Raw genomic sequence first — 23724 nt, forward strand, 5'->3', positions numbered from 1 at the left:
CGACCATAATGGAACAGGCCCGTGCCGCGGACAGACGCGGATGGGCCGCAGATCATTCCCACAAGGAGCACGTTTCGTGAGCGCAGACACCTCATCGTCCATCATCCTCGACCCCGCACGCGCGGCCTTCCGTCCGGAAGAGACCACCGACACGCTGGGGGCCACGCATTTCATCGGCATCGGCGGCGCCGGCATGTCCGTCCTGGCCGAAATGCTCCACGAACGCGGCGTGGCCGTGTCCGGCTCCGACCGTGAGCGCAGCGCCAAGACCGACCGCCTCGAATCGCTCGGCATCACCGTCGCGTTCGGACAGAAGGCCGAGAACGTGGCCGACGCCGACACCATCGTCTATTCGAGCGCCATCAAGCCGGACAACCCGGAGATCGTCGCCGCGCACGAAGCCGGCAAGCGCATCGTCCACCGCAGCGACATCCTCGCCCTGCTCATGCACGGCAAGCGCGCCGTCACCGTGGCCGGCGCCCACGGCAAGACCACCACCAGCTCGATGCTCGCGCACGTCCTCGAACACTGCGGCGAGGAACCGAGCTACGCGATCGGCGGCTCCATCCAGGGGCCCGACGGCACCACCATCGACGGCGGCCACGTCGGCGCGGGCGCGCCGCTCGTCGCCGAAGCCGACGAATCCGACGGCAGCTTCGAGAAATACCGTCCCGAGATCGCGATCATCACCAACTGCGAGGCCGATCATCTCGACCACTACGGCGACGAGGCGCACTACCGCGCCGCGTTCGTCGAACACGCGGGGCACGCGACCGGTCACATCGTCATCTGCGCCGACGACGCCGACGCGCTCGCCGTGCTGCGCGCGCTCGATCCGTCGGTCGCGGCGCACGCCATCGCCTACGGCACCGCCGATCCGGCCGAAGCCGGCGACCTCAACGGTGCCGCCTACGTGCACATCGAATCGGAGAACGAGACCGCCGGGACCGGCGCCGAACACTTCACTCTCCATCTGCCGGAAGCGGTGACCGGCGGCGAGCCGGTCGACCAGCCGGTCACGCTCGCCGTGCCCGGACTGCACAACGCGCGCAACGCGGCCGCCGCGATCTCCGCCGCCGTGCTGCTCGGCGTGGCGCCGTCCGCCGCGGCCGCCGCGATCGCGTCGTTCCGCGGCGCCGCACGCCGGTTCCAGGTCCGCGGCACCGTCAAGCAGGTCACCGTCGTCGACGACTACGCGCATCACCCCACCGAGATCGCCGCGCTGCTCGACGCCGCGCGCCGCCGCTACCCGAAGTCGACGATCCGCGTGCTGTTCCAGCCGCACCTGTTCAGCCGCACGAAGTTCTTCGCGCGCGAGTTCGCCGAGGCGCTCGCCAAGGCCGATGACGTGATCGTCACCGGCGTGTTCCCGGCGCGTGAGAAGCAGGAGGACTTCCCGGGTGTGGGACCGCTCACCATCGTGCGTGAATCGCAGGGGATGACGGGCGTCGAATTCCGCGCCGTCGACGACATGAACCTCGCCGCCCGCATGATGGCCATGCGCGCGCACCACGGCGACGTCGTGTTCACCGTGGGCGCGGGCGACATCACCGAAATGGACGAGGTGATCCTGCACGCGCTCGAAGCCCACCGCGAAAGCTGCGAGTGATGGCGGGACGCGTCGTCAGGTCGGACGGCGGTGCGTCCGGGCGGGAAACCGGCGGATACGACGATTCCGGCAGGTTCGCGGACTCCGGCGGATACGGCGGTTCCGGCAAACCCCGTGAGACGCGTTCGTCCGCAGTGTCCGGCAGATCGGTCGTGCGCCGCCGCTCCGGCGGGGCGGCGGGCCTCGACGCGCCGCACACGGCCGGAATCGGATCGGAGACGGAACGCCGCCCCCGCCGGGCCGTCGGCGAGGCCGGCTCGCGAGAACCGGTGTCACGTTCCGAACCGGGACAGTTCGTCGACGCGCGCCGGCTCGCCAGCGAGGACCTCGTCGCCCGGACGTTGCAGGAGAACTCCGGCACGCTCGGCCTCGCCACGCGACCCAAGGTCGTGGACTTCAAGGCGCGCGCCAAGGAGCGCAGGCGCGTGGGCGCGCGCATCATCGCGTTGCGCGTGGGCGTCGCGGTGCTCGTGACCGCCCTGGTCGTCGGATTGGGATGGCTGCTGTTCCTGTCCCCGGTGCTGCGGCTCGAAGCCTCGCAGGTGACCGTCTCCGGCGCCAACGAATGGGTGAGCGAACGTCAGGTGCGGCAAATCGTGGACGGACAGACCGGCAAATCGCTGCTGCTCGTCGACACGAACGCGATGACCGACGAGATGACCGCCATCGCCGGCGTGAGCCGGGCGGAGGCGGTAAAGAAGTTCCCGCACGGGCTCGCCGTGACCATCAAGGCGCAGCGGCCCGCGGCCATGCTCAGGGAGAAAGGCTCGGACGCGCTGACCGCCGTCGACGCGAAGGCCCGCATCCTGAACTCGGTGTCCGCCAACGCCTCCGTGGAGGGCGTGCCGGTGATCGACGTCGGCGACGTGGACGCCGGGCTCAAGAGCCGGGCCGTCAAGGAGACGCTCACGATACTGGATTCGCTTCCCGAATCGCTGCGCAAGCAGATCACCAAGGTGACCGCCGGCACGCAGGATTCCGTGACCACCGAACTGAACGGCGGCGAACATGTGATCGTGTGGGGCAACTCCTCGGATCTGAAGCTCAAGAAGGCCGTGGTCGACAAGATCCTGTCCGACTCGAACGTGATCGGAGACAAGACCGAGATCGACGTGTCCGCGCCGTTGCGGCCGGTGCTGCGCTGACAGCATAAGCGCCGGACCCGTTTGCGATAGGCGGCGACCGGGTGTATTCTGAAAAGTCCGGCCGCAAGACCGGAGCTTGATAATTCAAGAATGGGGTCGATCGGTTTCGACGGTGACCTGTTCGTCGCAGGGAAGCGTGCCGAGAACGCCGGGTCCGCTCGTGGATGCCCCCGGCAAAAGAATAAGTGCTAAATCTAACCGCACTGAGTTCGCTCTCGCTGCCTGAGCTTCGCGCCAGGATTAACCAGTGAGCAGCCGCTCCGTTCACTCCTCCTCGTCCTTGGGGGGATGCTGAGCGTCGTTTAGAGGACTTGCTGATGTGATTGAGTCACAGGGTCGCATCGGGACTTTCACTGCGAATATGCCCGCCAACGGTTGTCCGCGACATAGTTGGGAGCAGAAAAACCGCCGCATGGCCAGCGGACTACGCACGTAGAAGACTGAGGGTACGGTCACCGGACCGGGGTTCAATTCCCCGCGACTCCACCACACGAAAGCGCCGCTCCGAAAGGGGCGGCGCTTTTTCGTTGCAATACCAACGTTTTCCCCTGATTTTCCAAGTGTTCCGAGGCGGGGAGGGAAAGACGTGAAAAGGTCTGAAACGTCCGTCTGACACCTATCATGTGTGGTAGTTGGTGTGGTAGAAAACCGCGCCGCCGGACGCGACGATGGAGGAGCGATGCCGAAACGATTCGGGGCCATCCGATTCAAACCCAACAAGACCAACCCCAAATACATCGAGGCCAGCTACATCACGCCCGCATGGGCGTTCAGCGAATGGCCCGGCCTCAAGGAACGCCAATACGCGAACTTCGACCCGGACGACGAGGACGGCGCACGCGCATGGCTCCGCAAGGCGCGCGTCAGCATCGAGGCCGGATCATGGCAGCCCGAAAGCGAGACCAGACGCGACCAAGGCCGCAAATCCATCACCCTCGCCACCTACTTCGACCAGTGGATCACGACCCGCCGCACCAAACAGGGCACACCATTGGAGGCCGGCACCCTCTACCGGATCCGCAAGGACGCCGAAAACCACATCCTCCCGTACTTCGGCCGCATGCGCCTGACGGACATTACCACCAGCGACATCGACCGCTGGTGGGCAGGCCTCGACCACACCCAGACCGCCATGTGCATCAACGCGCTCAAAACCCTCAAAGCCATCCTCAACAGCGCCGCCGCACCCGGACGCGACGGCGAAACCCCGCTCATCGCCGAAAACCCCTGCCGCATCACCACGCCCCGCCACCGCCGCGACCACGAGACCATCCCCGCCACCATCGACCAGGTCAAGACCATCCACGACGCCATGCCCGAACGCTACGCGCCCGCCGTCTACCTGAGCCTCTTCTGCAACGGCCTGCGCATCGGCGAGGTATGCGCGCTCCGCCGCCGCGACATCGACCTCAAGAACCTCACCCTCCACATCCGCGCCAGCCGCAAGACCATGGACAAGACCGCCCTCACCGGCAAACCCAAGACCGCCAACAGCGTGCGCGACGAAGCCATCCCACCCCAATTCGCCCCACTCCTCAACGACCTCCTCGACCAAATCCCCGACGACCCCGACGCCTTCGTCTTCCCCGCCATCCGCCACCCCGACCAGCCCCTCCACCCCAACACCCTCCGCAAATGGTTCAAAACCGCCCGCGAAACCGCCGGACGCCCCGACCTGCGCTTCCACGACCTACGCCACACCGCCCTCACCCTCCTCGCCGAACACGGCGCCACCCTCAAGGAACTCATGGCCGCCGCAGGCCACAGCGACCCCGAAACCGCCATGCGCTACCAACACGCCACACAAACCCGCACCCGCGCCCTCGCCCGACAGATCGGCCAACTCATCCCAACCACCGACACCACCCCGACCGACACCGACGACACCGACGACACCGACGACGAGATCACCCGGCTCAAACGACGACTCGCCGCGCTCGCCGCCGAAAACCAACGCCTCACCCAACAGCTCAACCGACAATGACGAAACCTCCCCGGCGCTCGCCGATGCGGGCACCGGGGAGGTTTCGTCTATTCCTTGGGGTGCTTGCGCGGCCGTCCGCCGCCGACCCCGCGGCCGGGGCGGTTCCGGTTCCACTCGTCGATCGTCTCGGGCAGCCATCCGCGCGTGCGGCCTACCAGCGCGTCCGGCTCGGGCAGCCTGTAGCCGGCGGCGCTCGCGTTCTTCACGCCGATGCGTTCGGCGACCTCGGCGATGCTGAGATACCGTCTAGTCGTCATCGTGACTCCGCTTCTGTGCGGCCAGTGCGATGATGACGCCGCACAGGCCGAATACTCCGGCGGGGAGGGCATGCCCCGTCGCTCCGAGCGCGAGCGAGACGATGCCGCATGACAGGGGGATTATGTATTTCGTGTTCATGGCGTTCATGGATTATTCTGGAATGGGCCGAGGCCCCGGATAGGTGAGGAATCCGGGACCGGCCTTTTACTTTTTGTCGTTCTTCCTTGAATCGAAGTAGGCGGCGATGCCGATGGTTATCGTGCCGATTCCGATGAGGAAGTTGCCGATTGCGTTGATTGCATTCCAGAAGCTATCCATGTTCACCTCCTTTCCCGTGTTCCGTTGACGATTCTATTATAGAACATCTATATAAGATATGCAAGCCGAGACAGCAACGACACGCCGAAGGCCGCCGCGCCCTGCCGCCTACCCTGTCCACGGTTTCGCGAGAATCGGAGATATGACGTTTGCGACATCCCGTGATGTCGCGTAAGCTGTTCAGATTACGCCGAACGCAATCGAAAGGAGGCGGCCATGACCATGACCGATGCCGGCGTGAAGCCCATCCCGGTGTACACGCCGCCCGCCGACGGAAAGCCCCGCAATGCGGTGGATGCGAAATGGATGAAGCTGCACCGCGCGATGCTGAACCGCCGTACACGCGCCATGAAGAAAGCCGAACAGGTTGAGAATAGCGATCGTCACTAGCCGCCTGTGCGACTCCGACGACCAGCTCGCCCTGCGACGTTTCGTCTGCTGCGAGCCGGGCGCGCCCGAGTACGCGATGGACGTGCAGAGGTATATCCGCGGCCTCCATCTCGCGGACGAACCCGGCATGTACCGCATGGTCCTCCAGTATGGCGACGAGACCCACGTGGGGCCGATTGTCGGATTCTGCGAATTCGGCTACGACCCCGCAGCCCCGGAATCCAGCGGCTACGCCATCTCATTCATCGCCACCGCCCTGAGCGAGCGAGGACGGCATCTGGGCTGTTACCTGCTGGACGGCGCACTGCGCTGGATGGCAAACGACGCCGCCCGTCACGGACGCGAACCATACGTGCTCACACAAATCGACCCACACAACACAGCCAGCATCCACCTGTTCACCGACGCCGGCTTCGAGGACGAGGGCATCGACGAGAACGACGCCGAATACCACATCTGGTCGAAAACATTCAAACCGTCCGCCACCGACAGGCTCTATCTCTATTCACCCGTCATGCTTGACGAGAACGAAACGCGATAATCCGGACATGACCGCCCCGGCGCTCGCAGATGCGGGCGCCGGGGCCGTTTTCGCTTATTCTTTGGGATGTTTGCGCGGCCGTCCGCCGCCGACGCCGCGGCCGGGGCGGTTCCGGTTCCATTCGTCGATCGTCTCGGGCAGCCATCCGCGCGTGCGGCCGATGGTCGCGTCCGGTTCGGGCAGCTTGTAGGCGGAGACCGCGGCGGTACTGATGCCGAGTCGTCTCGCCACGTCGGTGACGCCGAGGTATTCAGTGGTCATCGCGGCCTCCGTTGTCAAATCCGAGATGAAGACAGTCGAGGCCGGCCGCGACCGCGAACAGCGCGGTGATCCACGGCTGTATGCCGCCCACGGCGCAGGCGGCCGCGATGATGGCGAACGCGAGTCCGCCGATGCCCTGTGTCTTGCGTTTCATGGTGGTTTGCGGGATGATTGTGGGGCCGAAGCCCCGGATTCTAGGCCTATCCGGGACTTCGGTCTGTCACTTCTTGGGCTTGTCGCGTTCGTCGCGCCATTTGATGATGTCGAACGCCAGTTTGGCGGCTTCGACGATCACGGCCCCGATGGCCGCGACGGCGAGAATGAAGTCGTTGCTCATCCCGCTTCCTCCTTTCGCTCTTGAGTTGTGGCGTCGGTCTTCCGTGCCGACATAACTATATTAACATAGATAATAAAGATATGCAAGTCGGGACAACGACGACACGCCGTCGTCTCCACGCCGAAGAGTTGAATGGACGGCAAAGGAGGAATGATGGCCGAGAAAATCGTCGGAACCGGCATAACACCGACTACGGTCGCCAACAGCATCCTCCGTCGCGCCTTCCGCGATGATGTTCAGGTGACCCCCATGAAGCTCCAGAAGCTCCTCTTCTACGTCACCTGCCTGTACCAGAGAAACACGGGCAAGAGACTGCTCACCGAGTCCTTCCAGCCATGGCGCTACGGCCCCGTATGCCGTAGCGTATACGACGAATTCAAAGGCTTCGGAGGCAAGCCGATCACGCGATACGCACAAGATGCGCTAGGCAACGCCACCGCGGTGGACGAGTCCAGCAGCGAACCGTTCCGCAAGGCGCTGAACCTCGTATGGCTGACATTGGGAGGGAGAAGCGCCGTAGAGCTTTCCCGCATGACCCACCGCAACGGTTCCGCATGGTCGCAAGCCATAGCCGCCGAGAAACCATTCATCAGCAACACCGCAATGGCCGAAGACCACACATTCGACGAAGAGCTGGGAATCTGAAACATGAATCAGAACGAAGACATTCCCCTCGACGCATCCGTCGATCTGCCTCCGGAGGGATATGAATCCACCGACGCAGACGACAACATCAAAACGGAACCCATCAACCCCAAAGACAAGCACAACTGGGAAGTCGAGAACTTCAAGAACAGCACGGCCTTCATCATCGTCGCCTTCTGCCTCCTCATGGTCGCGATCTTCACCGGCGTGCAATTCACATGGACAGGCTCCAGATACGGGCATGAAACCATCTCCAGCGCAATCGACGTATTCAAGCTGATCGCCACTACCGCACTCGGCTTCCTATTCGGCCGCAATTCGAAATAGGAACCACCCCGGCGCTCGCCGATGAGCAGCCGGGAGCGGTCTCGTCGTTCGCCTTGGTCAGGCGTCCTGCAGGGCACTGACGCGTTGGGGACTGACGCCGGTGACGGTGGCGACGTCGCGCACGGTCAATCCTTCGCCGCGCAGGGTGGCGACGGTGCTGCGGGCGAGGCGTGACGCCTCCTCCTGCGCCTTGCGGGCGGCCTCGCGCTTGGCGAACAGGTCGTCGACCATGCGCTGCGTGGCCTCGTCGAGCTGCGGGTCGATGGCGACGTCGCCGACCTTGACGCCGAGCATGTCGGCGGCGTCGCGCACCATGGCCTCGACCTGGTCGAGGCGGCGCGCCTGGGTGAACAGGCCGGGGATCTCGGGGACTTCGACGGCCCACCAGCCGTTCACGCGCCGGCAGATGGCGGTGGTATTGACGGGTTCGCTCATTTCTGTTCCTTCGGATGCAGTGCAGGATGCCTTTGCTATGATTGCCGCTTTTGGCCCAGGCGTCTTCGAGGTCGTTGTCCTTGATGGGCTTGTAGGCTCGCTTCGTGAGCTTTTCCACTCCACATGTGTAGTTCATAACTATGCACTTTTCAAGTCAAGTGATATTGACTAAACCGTGTCCGTGAGTCATCTATCTAGGTCTAAGGAGGCCATCCATCGGCCTCATCAACTCAGAGTTAAGTAAAGAAAAAAGTGTTTCTTTTGGTTCCACGGCCCACTTCCACTTCCTATTGAACAGCCGCAGTCATGCGTGACTACGCGCACGATGTCAGTCAGGGGGTGACTACTACAACGCCGTATGCAAGGCCTACGCGGACGCGTACGGATGCGTTCGAAGACTACGCGACCGATGACGTCTACGACCCCGACCATATGTTCTACCGCATGGTCTGCGGCTTCAACGGCAACGACTACAACGGTCTGAACTACACGCAGCTCAGGAACGGGCAATCCTGCGCCGGATTGGCGGTGGATGACCTGTGGCTGAGCCTCAAAAACATGGACGACACGATGCGGTGGGCCAAGGCAAATGCCACTGCAGCATGGAGGCCAGCTGAGACGACGACCAAACCATTACCACCCGGCAATCCACTTGGAAAAACATGCACACGGGCCCGATCCGTCACCGGCAAGACACGATTCCCCGAAACCTGGGACGAGAAGAAGATACGCTGGGCGGTAAAGGAAACCGTCACCGCACCACGCGAAGCAATCGTAGGGCCCCGATCCAACAAGAAATTCCACGTCCGCAACATCGAAGGCGTCGACGTGGTCGTGGAACTCGTATGGAAGATCGACAAATGGAGGGTGATCACCTCCTACCCCGCCAGACAAGGAGCATGGTCATGACACTGGACGACAGAGCCGCACAACTGGCCCGGCAACTCCGCCTACTGGTCGCCCCTGTCATGACCGACAGACAACTGCTCATCGCGGATGTGACCATCGACGCCGGCGAAGGCTACGAAGCCCTCAAATGGCTGTTCGACGCCACCGAAGACGAAAACCTCACGATTCCCCACGACCTCGTCGAGCAGATCAGAGACTGCATACAACCAGAGGACATGGAGGAGTACGCGCCCCTCATCGCCAGCCAGCTCCAACATAGCTGACACCCACAATCTGACGCCCACAATCCCATTACCGGCAGGCCCTATCTCCATTCCCCCGATTATCCTCGGTGGGGAAGAACCATGATTATCTTGTCATGATCGTCTCCGCTCCGGTTCTGACAGGGATTGATAGCCTTGAATTGGACAAGGGCATCGTGTCGGGACTGATGGAGGGAATGAATGAAGCCGTTCAGCGAGTTACGCGAGGAAGCCTCACGGGCCGCGCAGGCCGAAGGCCTTAGCTTGGAGGAACCCGCCGGCGTGCATGACGGCGAGCTCATCTTCTACACCGTCCCGGCCGACTACGAACCGGGCATGGTATTGGGACTGCCCCAAGCATTCTTCGTGGACATGGAAACCGGCAGGGTCCGATACTGCACGACGGACGAAAGCGAAATGCTTTGCGACCGCGGATTCCTCGACAGGTTGGGCCCCGTCCCCGAATAATCCAAGCACCGATTCATCGGTCCGGCGTCATCCTCGGATGAAGGCGAGTTCCTCGCGCAATGCGGGACGGTTCGGATACCTGCGGATGATGAGATCGGCGACGAGCCGTGCCGAGGCGTCGTCGAACACGTCGGCGTAGCGGCGCAGCTGTTTCGCGATCTGCCGGTAGACGGCACGGGTGGCGCTCAACCGCACCATGCCCGCTCGCGGCGCGCGCACCGCGCCCGACGGCCGGGACGGATCCGCGGCATCGGCATGGAGCAGCCGCATGACGTCGTCCTCGGACAACGCGCCCTGCGGCATCGCCTCCAGAATCGTCTCGCGCGCCTTGTCCGGGTGCCCGATCGCCATCGTCTTCAGCAACGGCAGCGGGGGATAGGCGATGGTCACGCAGTAGGTGAGCGCGTCGTCGGTCAGACGTTCGTCCACGATGAGCTTCTCATATGCGGGATTGCGCCAGCTGCTGCGCCTGGCGACCCTGTACCCGTCGTCGACCGTCGTCATCTCGGGCCGCGACGTGATGCGTTCGGCGATGTCGCGGGCGCAACGGCGGGCGAGACGCCGGGCCTCGTCATGCCATCGCGCGTCACCGGCATCGTCCGCGCCGCCGGGACGTTCCGTGGACAGCAGCCGTCGCAGACGGTTCACGTATGCGGCGTCCCTTTTGTCATTGCCTGTGATGATGTAGTCGCGGTACAGGTCGGCGAGCCGTGCCGCGTCGTCCGTACCTTCCGCGCAACATTCCAGCAACGTGCGCCAGCCGTGTGGCAGCAGCCCCGGCAGCAGCCCATTGCGCGTGATGAACGCATCGGCCTGGAATCGGTCCGTCACCGTGGCGAGGAACGCTTCGACCGTCTCACGCGCCTCGCGGAACCGGCGGTCGTCGAGCAACGTGACGACGCGCATCAGCGTGAGTGGAGCCATATCGGGATGCTCACGCCAAAGCGTGGCGCATCCCTCGTCGTCTCCGGCGAGGCGGCGTATATCGTAGGCGACCATGAGCATGTAGCGGCGCAGCACGCGGCGTGAAGCGACCAACGCCTCATGCGGCAGGTCGGCGTCATGGTGCTCGCCGAACCGTTCGAGCGCGGTATCGACGACGTCGTACGCCCACATCGTCTTGTCGCCGTGACGGGCGAACGCGGTGGCGGACGCCAGCAGCATGGCCGCGTTGACGGGGTCATAGAACTGGAGTTCAGGCTCGTATGCGGCCTTCGCGATCTCGCCCAGCGCGATGCTCGCCGTCGCCGAGTCGGCGTAGCGGGCGACGTTCTCCATGTAACAGCGGATCTCGCTGGACAGCAGGTCGTTCTCGTTGCATAGCTCGTGCCGCTCATCCTCGACGGAGTTCGTGAACGCGGCCAGCGCCGAGGCGCTGATGGCCAGGTTCAGGCAGGCGTGTTCCCAATCCGTGGAATGGAGCGCGTTGTCGACGACCGTGTGGAAACCGGAGAGGGCTTCGGCGAGCGTCGGATCATCGGGCCGTGGCATATCGTCATCCCCGTGGGGATGGTCGAGGGGGTCGTCGAGGGCGTCTGGCGGCAGAAGCCCGCCGTCCATGTCGTCGAGGGGGATGCCGTCGCCCTGATGATGGATGCCGTGCCGCCGGTGGTAGGCGTCCATGGGACCGAGCATCATTCGACCCGCCTCACGGGTGGGAATCAGCGGTCCGGACGAGCCCTCGCGCGTCAGATGATCCGCGTATTCGATGCATGTGTTCGACCAGAAGAACAGCACGTTGCGGCCGTCGGAATCGCGTTTCTCCTCGTCGATGCGCTTCAGCACGCCGTCGAGCACATAGGACGGCACCCGGCGGCGGCGTCCGCCGGACGATTCGGACGTATCGGACGCGTCGGGCGCCGCATCACCGTGTCCGTCGGCCCAGCGCCGGCGCAGCTCGTAGAGCGTCGCGCCCACATGCTTGCAGTATGGGGTCAGGTGATACGGGCAGGTGCATGCGGCCGACATGACGTCGCCGGCATCGTCGATGCGGACATCGACATCGTAGGGACCGTCTTCGCTGCCGGCGACCTGCGCGTGGAACAACGAGGGCGCGATGCTCTCGATCCGTTCCACGCGGCCATCCTGCCAATAGTCATAGGCGCGTTCGAGTATCCATGGCGCGTCGTCGAACATGGACTCGAACTCGTATAGCGCGGGTTTCGCGGGAAGACTCATACCTCGAGTGTAGCCGCGAAACCCGTATGCCGGGGTCCGGTCACGGAACCGGTCAGGCTTCCTCGTGCCAGTGCGGGTTCTGGCCGAACGTGTAGCCCTCCGGATTGTCCATCGCGGCGATGTCGCGCATGTCCTGCTCGTCGAGCGTGAATCCGGTCAGGTCGAGGTTCGCGCGCTGGCGTTCGCGGTGCATCGACTTCGGGATCGCCACGTCGCCCAGCTGGATATGCCAGCGCAGGATCGCGGCGACGGGGGAGACACCGTGCTTGGCGGCGATGCGCGTGATCGTCGGATCCTTGAGCATCTGGTTGGCGCGTCCCAGCGGGCTCCACGCCTCGGTGATGATGCCGTGCGCGTCGTCGTAGGCGCGCTGCTCGTTCTGCTGGAAGAACGGGTGCAGCTCCACCTGGTTGACCGCGGGCGTCACGCCGGTGGCGCGGATGAGCAGGTCGATGTGGCCGGGCAGGAAGTTGCTCACGCCGATATGCCTGACGATACCCTGCTGCTGCGCGTCGACCAGCGCCTGCCACGCCTCCACGAACTGGCCCTGCGACGGGTTCGGCCAGTGGATGAGATACAGGTCGATGTAGTCGAGGCCCATGCGCGCCACCGACTCCTCGATGGTCGCGCGCGCCTGGTCGTACTGGTGGTGGCGGCCGGGCAGCTTCGAGGCGACGATGATGTCCTCGCGGGGCACGTCGGATTCGCGGATCGCCTTGCCGACCACGCCCTCGTTCTCGTAGTTGAACGCCGAATCGATGAGACGGTAGCCGACCTCGAGCGCCGACTTGATCGCCTCCACGCCGGCGAAGCCGTTCACCTTGTACGTGCCGAAGCCGATGGCCGGCAGTTCCAGCCCGTCATGCGCGCGGCGCACGGGGATGGCGGGAGGGTCGAGCAGTGTTGCCATGATGGTTCCCTTCATTGGACATATGGTCATATGGTGCGGGCGGATCCGCCGCATCCCCACCAACTCTACGCGCGTTCCGCCCGTCCCCGATCCCGGATTCGCGACACGCCGAAACCATGTGACGTGGGTCTCGAGAGGAACCGGACATTCGGATGAGCGGCGGCGGATAATGGCGATATGGATGTCGAAATGCATGGGAATGACGTGCTGAAGGTCGGTGTCGCTCAGTTCACGGTGGCGAAAGAACCGGCCGCGAACCTTGAGACCATCGAGGGGTATGCGCGGCAGGGTGCGGAGAACGGCGCGCGGGTGCTGCTTCTGCCGGAAGGACTGATTGCGCGCGACGACGGGGATCCCTCGTATACGGCGCGCATGGCGCAGCCGTTGGACGGTCCGTTCGTCACAGGATTGCGTCATATCGGCGAGCGGTATGGCATCACGCTGATGGGCACCGTGCATGTGCCGGCGGACGCCCTGGACGCGGCGGGTGCGACCGCCCGACGGGTGTCCAACGTGTTCGTCGTCATCAGGGATGGCGAAATCGCTGCGACCTACCGCAAACTCCATCTGTACGACGCGTTCGCGGAACGCGAATCCGATACGGTCGAGCCGGGCGATGCGCTCCCGCCGATCGTGGACATCGACGGATGGCGCATCGGCGTGATGACCTGCTACGACCTGCGGTTCCCCGAGACGGCGCGCTCGCTGGCCGTGCGCGGTGCCGACGCGATCGCGGTCTCGGCCGCATGGGTGCGCGGCCCGCGCAAGGAACGCCATTGGGAGATCATGGCCGCCGCACGCGCGTTGGAGAACACCTGCTATGTGCTCGCCTGCAGTGCGACGGGAGCGAGGACCATCGGATTGAGCCGCATCATCGACCCGCTCGGCGAGGTCGTCGCGGCGGCGGGCCCGCAACCGGCGCTCATCACCGCCGGACTGCGTCGTGACGCGCTCGCCGCCGCCCGCCGGACGCTCCCGGTCCTCGCCAACCGCCGTTTCGCCGATCCCGCGCTGGCTTAGGCTCGCGGTTCCGCGACCGGCATCCGACCATTCAGAATCTTCCATCCGATGGCATGTCGAGCATTGCGGCGCGCGGATCGTCGCCGGCACGCCCGTGGAACCAGTCGGCGATGCTGGTCTCGCTCACCGGTTCGAGATTCCACGCGTCGAGGCCCACGTTGAGCGCTTCCGGGCGGGCGCCTTCGGGCGAGAGCTGGTGCGTGTGGCCGTAGAGCAGACGACGGCCGTCGAACGGCAGCGCCTTGTCGTGGAACCGCACGGCGTCGTCCGGCCAACCGTAGGCGAGATCCTCGCGGTACGGGAAATGCGACAGGTTCACGGTCTGGACCGCGTCCGGCCGTGCGGCGTCGAGACCGATGAGACCGACCGTGCCGTTCGGTTCGATCGAGGCGAACAGGTTGCGGGCGGGACGATCGTCCAGCCACCAGTCGTCATGGTTGCCAATCACCGCGTGCAGATGCCGGCAGCGCAGCCGCCTCAGACAGTCCTTGAGATGATTGACGGATGTGCGGAATCCGATGTCGCCGAGAATCCACAGCTCATCATCCTCGCCGACCAGCCGGTTGATGTTCGCGACGACGGTCTCGTCATGCGCGTCCGTGTCGGCCGCGGTGCGGAAGCTGAGCCGCGAATCGTCGAGCACGACGCCCTTCGCCCAATCCTCGGCGGCTTTGCGCCCCTGGTCGGCGAGCAGCGCCGCATAGCGTTCGCGACCGGGGTCGAATGTCGTGAATCCGCGCAGCACGCTCACTAGCGGATGCCCGAAATGCGTGTCGGTGGTGAAATACCTCATATACGTGTTCCTTCCTCGGAATGGATTATGGTACCGATACCGGTCATGGGGCGTCCCGGCGGGGAATGCCGGCTTTGAGCAGTTTCATCGTCAACGGCGTCCTCCGCATGACGTCGTCGTAGTTGAAATGGACGATTTCGCGTGCGCCTGCACGCTTCAAGGCCTCATCCCGGCGGCGTTCGTTCGCTACGATCTCCTGGATGCTTCGATTATCGGTCATGTCGGGATCGATGTATTTGCGGGTGCCGTCATATTCGCCGACGACCGTCGCGCCATCCGTCAGCGTCCACACGAAATCGGCGCGGTACTCCGCTCCGGTCTGCGGGTCCCTCACCGGCACCTGAAGACGCGGCGTGAGGAACCGTTCCTCGATCATCGTGCCACGGGCCAATGATTCCCCGCCGTTCTCGCTTTTCGCGTTCACGTGACGCAGCAGACGCAGGGCCGAGCGTGGATCGGCGTGCATCCGGCCGATCGCGTCGAGCACGTCCTCGGCGGTGATTCCCTTGGCGAACGCCGAGTCGAAGAACGGCAATGAGAAACGGAATTCATGTGAGCCGGCGCAATCGAGCAACGTCATGGCGGGCGGCAACAGGAACAATCCCGTTTCCTCGTGTTCGATCCGCGCCGCCGCCGTCTTCGGCACATAGACGCGTTTCAGATGACGGTCGGGACGGTGCGTGCCATGATTCGATGTGGCGATCGTCACGGAACCGTCGTGCAGACACCATTGATGTTCGAATCCGTAGGCCACTGCGGCGACGAGTCCTCCGAATACCCATGTGCGATGGGCTTGTGCGAGCGTGCGGGCGATGTGCATCGTGCGTTCCGGAGGATTCAGCCCGTTCCAATAAACGGTCTCGGCGTACAGCGACGGAATTCCCGGATAGACGCATGTGAAATCTCCGGCTTTCGCGCGCCTGCGCAACGCCGCCTGCTCGGCCGTATTGCGGGAATACGCGCATCTGCCTGCACGCTGGGCGTCCGCCATCAGCTTCGTCACCGTTCTATGCGTTCTCATGGTTCGACCGTAGCCGATTCGCACTCCGCGGAGGGTGCCGAGCGCCCCTTGTGGTCGGAGCCCCCCTCTTTCGGCGTGCCCGTTACAGGAATCGGCGGAATCAAGCCGATTCGCGCACAAGGTGCCCGATGTGGATAACGGTGATGGCGCCGGGCTGCGGGAGGTTTCCATCTTGCGTCGGTTCCGTGCCATGGGTGGCGGAACGGTGACGCTAGGAGGGGATTGAGCATCGGTTGCGTGCCATCCTTGGCATGGAAACGACGGTGGAGGGTTCTTTAGCGTCGTTTCCGCGCCACACTTGGCACAGTTCCGACGCTGAGAGCTCTCCCGGCGTCGTTTCCGGCCAGCGGATGGTGTGCATGCGACGCCGTTGGTATGGAAACGACGCGGAGGGGAAGCGACGCGGAAGGGGAAGGGCGCACCTACGATGAGCGGGCGGCGAACGGAGGGCGCATGACGGCAGGGGGTCGGCTATCATTGTGGGGTTTGGGCATGTGAGGCCATATAGACGGCACAGAAGAACAAGCAGGAGCACAGGAACCATGTCATTCGAGCATCCGAACAGGAACAACGAGACCATCCAGGACGTCGAGCTGGACATCATGAGCCGTCCGCCGGAGCATAACACCACGAATCTCGACCTGGACCGCATGAACCTGATGCTCGACGTGCTGGGGCACCCGGAGGAGTCGTTCCGCGTGATCCATGTGACCGGCACCAACGGCAAGGGGTCCACCGCACGCATGGCCGAGGCCATCTGCCGCGCCTATGGCATGCGCACCGGCCTGTACACGTCGCCGCATCTGGAGAAGATCAACGAGCGCATCGCCATCGACGGCCAGCAGCTCTCCGACGACGACTTCATCGACGCGTGGGACCAGATCAAGGACCTCGTCGCGCTCGTCGACCGCAAGATGGAGGAGCAGGGCAAGCCGCGCATGAGCTTCTTCGAGGTGCTCACCGCCATGGCCATCTGGAAGTTCGCCGACGCGCCCGTGGACGTGGCCATCGTCGAGGTCGGCATGGGCGGAGCCTGGGATGCGACCAATGTGCTCGACGCGGACGCGGCGATCATCGGACCGGTCGACATGGACCACATGAAGTGGCTGGGCGACACCGTGGAGGAGATCGCCACCGAGAAGGCCGGCATCATCAAGCCCGGCTGCACCGCCGTCATCGGCCCCCAGCCGCATGAGGAGGAGGTCATGCCGATCATCGAGGCGGCCGCCGAACGCAACCATGCGAAGCTCGTGCGCGACGGCTACGAGATGGAGGTCGTCAACCGCATGCCCGCCGTCGGCGGGCAGGTCGCCACCCTGTCCACGCCGCTCGGCACGTACACCGAGGTCCCGATCGCCAAGTTCGGCGAACATCAGGCGCACAACGCGCTCTCCGCGCTCGCCGCCTGCGAGGCCGTGATTCCCGTCTCCGGCGCGTTGGACGGCGACATCGTCGCCGAGGCGCTCTCCAGCGTGAAAATCCCGGGCCGTATCGAGCAGATCCGCACCTCGCCGACGATCATCGTGGACGGCGGCCACAACGTGAACGCCGCCGAATCCCTGCGCGCCGCCATCGAGGAGAACTACCACTTCGAGCAGCTGGTCGGCGTGGTCGCCATGATGGAGGACAAGCAGGTCGAGGAGTATCTCGGCGTGCTCGAACCGGTCCTGAGCCAGGTGGTCGTCACCGAGAACTCGTGGCGCGACCGCGTCATGTCCGCCGACGACCTGGAGAAGATCGCCGTCGAGGTGTTCGGCCGCGACCGCGTCGTCAAGGAGCCGGAACTGCCGGACGCGATCCAGACCGCCGTCAACATGGTCGACGAGGCCGACGAGCTCGGCGTCGGCTACGGCCACGGCGTGCTCATCTGCGGCAGCTTCGTCACCGCCGGCGACGCCCGTGAGATGCTCGAAGAGCATGCGAGCCCGATCATGAGGAAGGCGATGAGCATCCACCAGCCCGTCGTCGAGCCGGACGACGGCGACGCCGGCAAGACCGGCTCCGACTCCGACGAGGACGACGGCGACGACGTGCTCGGCGGTCTGTTCGGCGGCGAGGAGCGGTCCTCCGCCGACACGAACGCGAACGCCGACACCGCCACGAACGCCGCCGACAAGGCCGAGTAAAGGACGACCAAGGGGTGTATCTCAAGGAACTGACGCTGCGCGGCTTCAAATCGTTCGCCTCGGCGACCACGTTGCGCTTCGAGCCCGGCATCACCGCCGTGGTCGGACCGAACGGCTCCGGCAAATCGAACATCGTCGACGCGCTCACCTGGGTGATGGGCGAGCAGGGCGCGCGCAACCTGCGCGGCACGTCGATGGAGGACGTGATCTTCGCGGGCACGTCCTCCCGTCCGGCGCTCGGCCGCGCGCAGGTGAGCCTCACCATCGACAACACCGACCACGCGCTCGACATCGACTACACGGAAGTCACGATCTCGCGCACGATCTTCCGCAACGGCGGCTCCGAATACGCGATCAACGGCTCGCCATGCCGTCTGCTCGACATCCAGGAGCTGTTGAGCGACACCGGCCTCGGCCAGCAGATGCACGTGATCGTCGGCCAGGGGCGTCTCGACCAGATCCTGAGGGCCGACCCGGCCGGGCACCGCGCGTTCATCGAGGAGGCGGCCGGCGTCCTCAAACACCGCAAACGCAAGGAGCGCGCGCTGCGCAAACTCGCCAACACGGACGCGAACCTGCGCCGGCTCGACGACCTGCTCGGCGAGATCCACCGCCAGCTCGGGCCGCTCGGCCGCCAGGCCCGCGTCTCCCGCCGCGCCGACGCGATCAAGGTCACGCTGCGCGACGCCCAGTCACGTCTCTACGCCGAGGACGCGGTCAAGGCGATGCGACGACGCGACCGGGCGCACGAGGAGCTGACGGCCGTCCGCGGCGACCTCAACGCCATGCGCCGCGAACTCGCACAGGTCAAAGTGCGCATCGAACAGGTGGAGGCGCAGGCCGGCGAAGCCGACCCCGCCATCGAACGGCTCGACCGGTCCTGGCATGAGCTCACGCAGCTCAAGGAACGCTTCGGTTCGCTCGCCGCGCTCGCCGACGAACGTGGCCGTGCGCTGTCCGCGGCCGTCGCGCCGGAACGCGGCGAGGATCCCGACATCCTCGACCATCGCGCCGCGGAACTCGACCGTCAGGCCGCCGAAGCGCGGGACGCGGAACAGGATGCGCGGCTCGCGCTCGAACAGGCAACCGAGACGCGCGCCGCCGACGAGCGGCGACTCGCCGGCATGCGACGTACGATCGCCGAAGTCGACCGCGCCTCACGAGAACGCGACGCGCGCGCCGCACGGATGCGCGAGCTCATCGCGCGCGAGGAGGCCGCCGTCGAACTGGGGGAGGGACGAGGCAAGGACCTCGCGGCGCAACGCGAATCCCTGCTCGCCCAGCAATATGACGCGCGCACGCGGCTCGCTCGCCTGCGCGAGCAGACCGGAACCGGCGGCGACGACGGGAACGTCGCGTTGGACGAGGCGCGTGCCGCGCTCGACGAACGTCGCGGCGCCCTCGACGCGCTGCTCGCCGAACAGCGTGACCTCCAGTCCGCGATCATCTCGCTCGACGCCAAATCCGAGGCGCTGAAGGATACGCTCGAGTCACGTGGCGACGCCGGTTCGCTCGAATCCGATCCGGACGTGACCGTGCTCGGGCGTCTCGCCGACCTCATCCACGTCGCCGACGGATGGGAGGAGGCGGTCGCCCATGCGCTCGACGGGTATGCGGGCGCGCTCATCGTCCCCGACGACACGGCCATGCTCGCCGCGTTGCGCGCCGCCCGCGAACGCCGCATCGGCAAAGCCGCGGTCATCAACGCGGGATGCGACATCCCGGATACTGCGGGAGCATCGGCCGATGCCACAGAAGGCGACACCGAGGAAGGCGACGCGGTCGCCGGTACGCCCACGCTCGCCTCGCTCGTCGCCGCGAACCCCCATGCCGCGGATCCGGCGCTCGCCGCCCGCGTCGTCGCCGCGGTGCGCGCCCTGCTCGCCGACACGGCCACGGCCGACCGGCTCGAGGACGCGCAACGCATCGTCGCCGCAGGCGAGGCGACCCGCGCCGTGACGCGCGCCGGCGACGTGCTGGTCGCCGGCGTCGCCGCGGCGGGCGGCGCGGGCTCCGCGCAAAGCGACCTGTCGCTGGCCGCCCGCCGCGATAAGGCGCTGCGCCGCGCGAAGGAACTCGCCGCACGGCTCGAACAGCTGGAGCCCAAGGTATCGCAGGCGCGCACCGCACTCGCGCAGGCGTCGGCGAACGTCGACGCCGAGACCCGACGACGCACCGAACAGCGGCTCAAAGCCGAACAGGCGCAACGTGAGACGCGCGATGTCCGATCGCGTCTCGACGGCGTCACGCGTGAGATCGCACGACTCGACGAACGGCTCGCCGCCGCGCGCGAGGAGCAGGAGGGCCACCGCACCCGTCTCGCCGACCTCGCTGCCGCGCTCGACGCGGAAACGGCGGACGACGCGGGACGGCAGGACGCCGACGGGCTCGCCGAACGCGCGCGGGAGCTCGAGACGGCGCTCGCCACGGCCCGCGACCGGGAGGTCGCCGCGAAGATCGCATGGACGGAGACGAAACGCAAGGCCGAATCGCTGCAACGTCAGACGATGCTCCTGCACACGCAGGCGCAGGCGGCGCGCGAACGCCGCGAACGGCTCGACAGGCTCGCCGCGGAACGTCGCGAACGCGCCGCGCACGCCCGGACGCTCGCGCGGAAGGCCGGCGCGGCGGCGTCGAAGGCGGAGCAGGCGATCGCGAAGGTCGTCGCCGAGCGCGACGCGCTTCGGGCCGCGGCGGCGGGACGCAACGAGGAGCTGCGCGAACTGCGTGAACGCCGCAACGGGCTCGAACCAAAGGTCGGCGGACTGGCGGAACGCGAGCATGCGCTCGACGTGGACCGCGAGCGCTACGCGGGCGAATACGCGCAGATCGAACGCAAGACGGGCGACGAACTCGGCATGACGGTCGAGGAGCTCGTCATGGGGTACGGTCCGGACCGGCCGGTGCCGGTGCTCGACGAGCACGGCCGTCCGATTCCCGTCGAGACCGCCGATACCGACGCGACCGATACCACCGATGCGACCGAGACCGATGCGACCGCCGCCGATACCGCCGCCGACGGCGCTCCCGCCGCCATCCGCACCACGCCGTACGTGCGCGAGGAGCAGGAGCGGCGTCTCGACAAGGCGAAGCGCGACCTCGCCAAACTCGGCAAGGTGAACCCGCTCGCCACCGAGGAGTATGAGGCGTTGGAGGAGCGCAATAAGTACCTCAACGGGCAGCGCGACGACGTGGCCCGTTCGCGCGACGACCTCATGCGGCTCATCCACGACCTCGACGCGACGATGGTCGACGTGTTCCTCACCGCGTTCGACGACACCGCCAAGGCGTTCGAACAGGTCTTCGCGACTCTGTTCCCCGGCGGCACCGGTCGTCTGCGGCTCGAACACCCCGACGACCCGCTTTCGACCGGCGTGATCGTCGAGGCGAGCCCCGCCGGCAAACGCGTCAAACAGCTGAGCCTCCTGTCCGGCGGCGAACGTTCGCTGACCGCGCTGGCCCTGCTGTTCGCGATCTTCACCGCGCGTCCCAGCCCGTTCTATGTGATGGACGAGGTCGAGGCCGCGCTGGACGACGTGAACCTCACACGTCTGCTCGACGCGTTGGACGATCTGCGCGAGCACGCCCAGCTCATCGTCATCACCCACCAGCAGCGTACGATGTCGATCGCGGACGCGCTCTACGGCGTGACGATGCGTGCCGACGGCGTCACCGCCGTGGTGAGCCAGAAGCTCGACGGCGGCCTCGCCATCGCCGACTGAGCGAAGACACGAAGACACGAAGACGCGGAAGCCCCCTTCCACCCGCTACGGGATGGAAGGGGGCTTCGTCATGCCGCCGGAAGAGCCGATCGGCTCACGCCTTGCGTGACTCGCGCAACGCCTTGGCGCGGACGATTGTATCGTCCACGAGCACGGCCTGCGCGTCCACGAGCGGCAGCTGGGGCATTGGGAACGCCTCGTTCAGCACGCTCAGCTCGGTGCAGCCGAGGATCAGCGCGTCGGCGCGCACCGGTCCGGACGGGTCGAGCATGTCGCGCAGCACCGACTCGTAGCGTTCCAGGTTCAATCCGCCGTCGCCCTTCACGTCGTCGTAGATGAGCGACGTGATGCGGTCCTGCAGCGCGTCGTCCGGTTCGACGAACTCGTAGCCCGCCTCCTCGACGGCCTGACGGTACACGCCCGCGGCGCGCGAGCCGAGCGTGCCGAGGAAGCCGACGCGCTCGCACGTGCCCGAAGGCGCATGCGGGTACAGTTCGGCGAGGCGCGCGACCGCCCCGCGCGGCATGTGCAGGATCGGCACAGGGGTGAGCGCCTGGAAATGGTCGTAGAAATAGTGCGCCGTGTTGCAGGTGAGCACGATGAAGCTCGCGCCCATCGCGGTCGCCTTCTCGATGTCGTCGGCGATCACCGGGAACGGGTCGTCGCCAGACTGGCCGGTGATGAACGCGGTGCGGTCCGGCACGGCGGCGTCGTTGAACACGACGTAGTCGAGGTACTCCTGGTCGCAATGCGCGTGCGTGCCCTCGTTGACGAGACGCACGTAGCTTTCCGTGGCCAGCGATCCCATGCCTCCCAGCACGGCGAAGAACGGTCTTCTCACTTCAATGCGCCCTTCTGTCGGAAGTACTTGGCGTAGCTCTTCTTGTAGATCGAGAACATGTGGCGGATCATCAGCCAGCGCAGCGGGTTCATGTCCTTCGAGTACTCGAGCGTGGTGCCCCAGTCGCCGGCCTTCATCATCGCCATGCCGCGCGCCTTGTCCTCGCCTTCGGCGACGTAGTCGGTGAAGATCGAACGCGGGATCTCCAGCCACAGCTTCGAGCCGCGGCCGAACACGGTGTTCCCGTCGAACGGCGTGTCCTCGACGAGGTCGTCGACGAAGTACTTCGCCAGGTTGAAGCCGTTGAGCGTGACGAAGTAGCTGGAGCGGCCCTGGCGCAGGTTGATCTCGAACAGCTTGTACTCGCCGTCGCGCTCGTCGTACTTCATGTCGAAGTTCGCGACGCCCTCGTAGCCGATGCTCTCCAGGAACGCCTTGATGCGGTCGAACACGCCTTGGTTGAAGTCGGGGATGATGGCCGCGTAGTTGCCGGCGGCCACGGGGGAGGGGTCCTCGAGCAGCGGGTGGCCGAGGAACATCATGCGCACGCGGTGGTGGTGGTCCACGTAGGCGTTGAGCACGCGCATGCGCGAGTCGTCGCCGGGGATGAAGTCCTGGATGATCATCTCGGACTTGTAGCCGGCGTCGTAGGCGCGGCGGATCATCACGTCCAGCTCCTCGGGGCGCTCGAAGATGTACGCCTTACGGCGGCCCTCGAAGTCGATGTCGAGCCATTCGACCGAGTTGGCGGGCTTCATGGCCACCGGGTAGGAGAACGGCAGGTCCTTGTACGCGCCGAGCCTCACGTCCTCGGCGGTCACGGTCTTCGTCTTCGGATGCGGCAGGTCGTACTTTTCGCACAGCTTGTAGAACGTGGCCTTGTAGGCGAGCTCGCGCGACAGGCGGATGTCGAGCGTGTTGTAGACGAAGTACTTCCTCAGGTCGTCGCCGCACTGGCTCAGCAGGTTCGCGTACACGTCGCCGCAGGGGATGAGCAGCAGCGCGCGGTCCGGGTCCTCGGCCTTCATGCGCCGGCCGAGGTCGAGCATGAAGTCGCGGAACGTCACGAAGTTGTCGAAGTCGGGCACGATGTGCACGTTGACGATCTTGCTGAACTTGGTGGGGCTCAGCTGGAAGTACGCGTACGCGTCGGAGACGATGCCGTACTCCTCGTGGAACGCGCGGGCCATGCCGTACACGTTGATGTCGCTGCCAAGCAGAATCGGTTGGAATCGGGTCATGGT

The 23724-nt window shown here is 65.5% G+C and carries 23 protein-coding genes and 1 other RNA gene; 14 read left to right on the top strand and 10 right to left on the bottom strand.

The genetic code is table 11. The annotated features are described in order from the left end of the window. Positions 1–103 precede the first annotated feature (103 nt). The 4 genes from murC to AC1AYD_RS00730 all read left to right on the top strand — a co-directional run bounded on the left by murC (position 104) and on the right by AC1AYD_RS00730 (position 4738). Positions 104–1609 (top strand): UDP-N-acetylmuramate--L-alanine ligase, encoded by a 1506-nt coding sequence (gene murC / locus AC1AYD_RS00715; protein WP_476502034.1) that lies wholly within the window; start codon positions 104–106, stop codon positions 1607–1609. Then, a complete protein-coding gene (locus AC1AYD_RS00720) occupies positions 1609–2754 on the top strand; it encodes a cell division protein FtsQ/DivIB (protein ID WP_476501937.1) in 1146 nt (381 codons plus the stop codon). The genes murC and AC1AYD_RS00720 overlap by 1 nt, the downstream gene beginning before the upstream one ends. A gap of 92 nt (positions 2755–2846) precedes the next feature. Then, positions 2847–3243, top strand: a transfer-messenger RNA (tmRNA) gene (ssrA, locus tag AC1AYD_RS00725). Between the two features lie 190 nt (positions 3244–3433). Beyond that, positions 3434–4738 (top strand): tyrosine-type recombinase/integrase, encoded by a 1305-nt coding sequence (locus AC1AYD_RS00730; RefSeq protein WP_476501936.1) that lies wholly within the window; start codon positions 3434–3436, stop codon positions 4736–4738. A gap of 47 nt (positions 4739–4785) precedes the next feature. On the opposite strand, the gene AC1AYD_RS00735 is transcribed toward AC1AYD_RS00730, so the two are convergent. Further along, on the bottom strand, positions 4786–4995 hold the full coding sequence (locus AC1AYD_RS00735; RefSeq protein ID WP_476501935.1) for a helix-turn-helix transcriptional regulator: 210 nt from the start codon (positions 4993–4995) through the stop codon (positions 4786–4788). Between the two features lie 535 nt (positions 4996–5530). On the opposite strand from AC1AYD_RS00735, the gene AC1AYD_RS00740 reads away from it, so the two are divergent. Together AC1AYD_RS00740 and AC1AYD_RS00745 are read left to right on the top strand one after the other, a co-directional pair. After that, positions 5531–5704, top strand: coding sequence for a hypothetical protein (locus tag AC1AYD_RS00740; protein ID WP_476501934.1), 174 nt, complete (start codon positions 5531–5533; stop codon positions 5702–5704). Continuing rightward, positions 5682–6245: an N-acetyltransferase family protein gene (locus tag AC1AYD_RS00745; protein WP_476501933.1), complete on the top strand. Its 564-nt coding sequence runs from the start codon at positions 5682–5684 to the stop codon at positions 6243–6245. The genes AC1AYD_RS00740 and AC1AYD_RS00745 overlap by 23 nt, the downstream gene beginning before the upstream one ends. A 54-nt stretch (positions 6246–6299) precedes the next feature. Here AC1AYD_RS00745 and AC1AYD_RS00750 read toward each other — a convergent pair whose 3' ends face one another. Next, positions 6300–6506: a hypothetical protein gene (locus AC1AYD_RS00750; RefSeq protein WP_476501932.1), complete on the bottom strand. Its 207-nt coding sequence runs from the start codon at positions 6504–6506 to the stop codon at positions 6300–6302. Continuing rightward, on the bottom strand, positions 6496–6660 hold the full coding sequence (locus AC1AYD_RS00755; RefSeq protein ID WP_156963160.1) for a hypothetical protein: 165 nt from the start codon (positions 6658–6660) through the stop codon (positions 6496–6498). Before AC1AYD_RS00755 ends, AC1AYD_RS00750 begins: the two co-directional genes overlap by 11 nt. Before the next feature lie 336 nt (positions 6661–6996). Between AC1AYD_RS00755 and AC1AYD_RS00760 the strand changes: the two genes are divergently transcribed. After that, on the top strand, positions 6997–7488 hold the full coding sequence (locus AC1AYD_RS00760; RefSeq protein ID WP_034527677.1) for a Panacea domain-containing protein: 492 nt from the start codon (positions 6997–6999) through the stop codon (positions 7486–7488). A 3-nt stretch (positions 7489–7491) separates the two neighbouring features. Next, positions 7492–7815: a hypothetical protein gene (locus AC1AYD_RS00765; RefSeq protein WP_476501931.1), complete on the top strand. Its 324-nt coding sequence runs from the start codon at positions 7492–7494 to the stop codon at positions 7813–7815. Between the two features lie 57 nt (positions 7816–7872). Here AC1AYD_RS00765 and AC1AYD_RS00770 read toward each other — a convergent pair whose 3' ends face one another. After that, positions 7873–8250 carry a type II toxin-antitoxin system HicB family antitoxin gene (locus tag AC1AYD_RS00770; protein ID WP_476501930.1) on the bottom strand — a complete coding sequence of 126 codons (378 nt, stop codon included), beginning with the start codon at positions 8248–8250 and terminating at the stop codon, positions 7873–7875. A 306-nt stretch (positions 8251–8556) separates the two neighbouring features. Here AC1AYD_RS00770 and AC1AYD_RS00775 point away from each other — a divergent pair, with 306 nt between their 5' ends. The 3 genes from AC1AYD_RS00775 to AC1AYD_RS00785 all read left to right on the top strand — a co-directional run bounded on the left by AC1AYD_RS00775 (position 8557) and on the right by AC1AYD_RS00785 (position 9869). Beyond that, entirely contained in the window at positions 8557–9159 is a 603-nt protein-coding gene (locus AC1AYD_RS00775; RefSeq protein ID WP_476501929.1) for a hypothetical protein, read from the top strand. Continuing rightward, positions 9156–9422 carry a hypothetical protein gene (locus AC1AYD_RS00780; protein WP_476501928.1) on the top strand — a complete coding sequence of 89 codons (267 nt, stop codon included), beginning with the start codon at positions 9156–9158 and terminating at the stop codon, positions 9420–9422. Before AC1AYD_RS00775 ends, AC1AYD_RS00780 begins: the two co-directional genes overlap by 4 nt. A gap of 180 nt (positions 9423–9602) precedes the next feature. Then, positions 9603–9869, top strand: coding sequence for a hypothetical protein (locus AC1AYD_RS00785; RefSeq protein WP_476501927.1), 267 nt, complete (start codon positions 9603–9605; stop codon positions 9867–9869). Positions 9870–9896: 27 nt separating this feature from the next. Here AC1AYD_RS00785 and AC1AYD_RS00790 read toward each other — a convergent pair whose 3' ends face one another. Together AC1AYD_RS00790 and AC1AYD_RS00795 are read right to left on the bottom strand one after the other, a co-directional pair. Further along, positions 9897–12047 carry an SWIM zinc finger family protein gene (locus AC1AYD_RS00790; protein WP_476501926.1) on the bottom strand — a complete coding sequence of 717 codons (2151 nt, stop codon included), beginning with the start codon at positions 12045–12047 and terminating at the stop codon, positions 9897–9899. A gap of 52 nt (positions 12048–12099) precedes the next feature. After that, positions 12100–12948: an aldo/keto reductase gene (locus tag AC1AYD_RS00795; RefSeq protein WP_476502033.1), complete on the bottom strand. Its 849-nt coding sequence runs from the start codon at positions 12946–12948 to the stop codon at positions 12100–12102. A gap of 198 nt (positions 12949–13146) precedes the next feature. Here AC1AYD_RS00795 and AC1AYD_RS00800 point away from each other — a divergent pair, with 198 nt between their 5' ends. After that, entirely contained in the window at positions 13147–13977 is an 831-nt protein-coding gene (locus AC1AYD_RS00800; RefSeq protein ID WP_476501925.1) for a nitrilase-related carbon-nitrogen hydrolase, read from the top strand. A 31-nt stretch (positions 13978–14008) separates the two neighbouring features. Here AC1AYD_RS00800 and AC1AYD_RS00805 read toward each other — a convergent pair whose 3' ends face one another. Continuing rightward, positions 14009–14770 (bottom strand): metallophosphoesterase family protein, encoded by a 762-nt coding sequence (locus AC1AYD_RS00805; RefSeq protein ID WP_476501924.1) that lies wholly within the window; start codon positions 14768–14770, stop codon positions 14009–14011. Between the two features lie 43 nt (positions 14771–14813). Further along, positions 14814–15983 (bottom strand): hypothetical protein, encoded by a 1170-nt coding sequence (locus AC1AYD_RS00810; protein WP_476544540.1) that lies wholly within the window; start codon positions 15981–15983, stop codon positions 14814–14816. A 350-nt stretch (positions 15984–16333) separates the two neighbouring features. Here AC1AYD_RS00810 and AC1AYD_RS00815 point away from each other — a divergent pair, with 350 nt between their 5' ends. Together AC1AYD_RS00815 and smc are read left to right on the top strand one after the other, a co-directional pair. Next, positions 16334–17917, top strand: a complete 1584-nt coding sequence (locus AC1AYD_RS00815) for a bifunctional folylpolyglutamate synthase/dihydrofolate synthase (RefSeq protein ID WP_476501922.1) — start codon at positions 16334–16336, stop codon at positions 17915–17917. Between the two features lie 14 nt (positions 17918–17931). Beyond that, entirely contained in the window at positions 17932–21639 is a 3708-nt protein-coding gene (gene smc / locus AC1AYD_RS00820) for a chromosome segregation protein SMC (RefSeq protein WP_476501921.1), read from the top strand. Positions 21640–21733: 94 nt separating this feature from the next. Here the strand turns inward: smc and AC1AYD_RS00825 are convergent, their stop codons facing one another. Both AC1AYD_RS00825 and AC1AYD_RS00830 read right to left on the bottom strand, forming a co-directional pair. Next, positions 21734–22480 carry an aspartate/glutamate racemase family protein gene (locus tag AC1AYD_RS00825; RefSeq protein ID WP_476501920.1) on the bottom strand — a complete coding sequence of 249 codons (747 nt, stop codon included), beginning with the start codon at positions 22478–22480 and terminating at the stop codon, positions 21734–21736. Then, the gene (locus AC1AYD_RS00830; RefSeq protein WP_476501919.1) at positions 22477–23721 is read right to left on the bottom strand and encodes a carboxylate--amine ligase; all 1245 of its coding nucleotides are present in this window, start codon (positions 23719–23721) and stop codon (positions 22477–22479) included. The genes AC1AYD_RS00825 and AC1AYD_RS00830 overlap by 4 nt, the downstream gene beginning before the upstream one ends. Between the last annotated feature and the right edge of the window lie 3 nt (positions 23722–23724).

Source organism: Bifidobacterium sp. LH_426 (assembly GCF_056356875.1).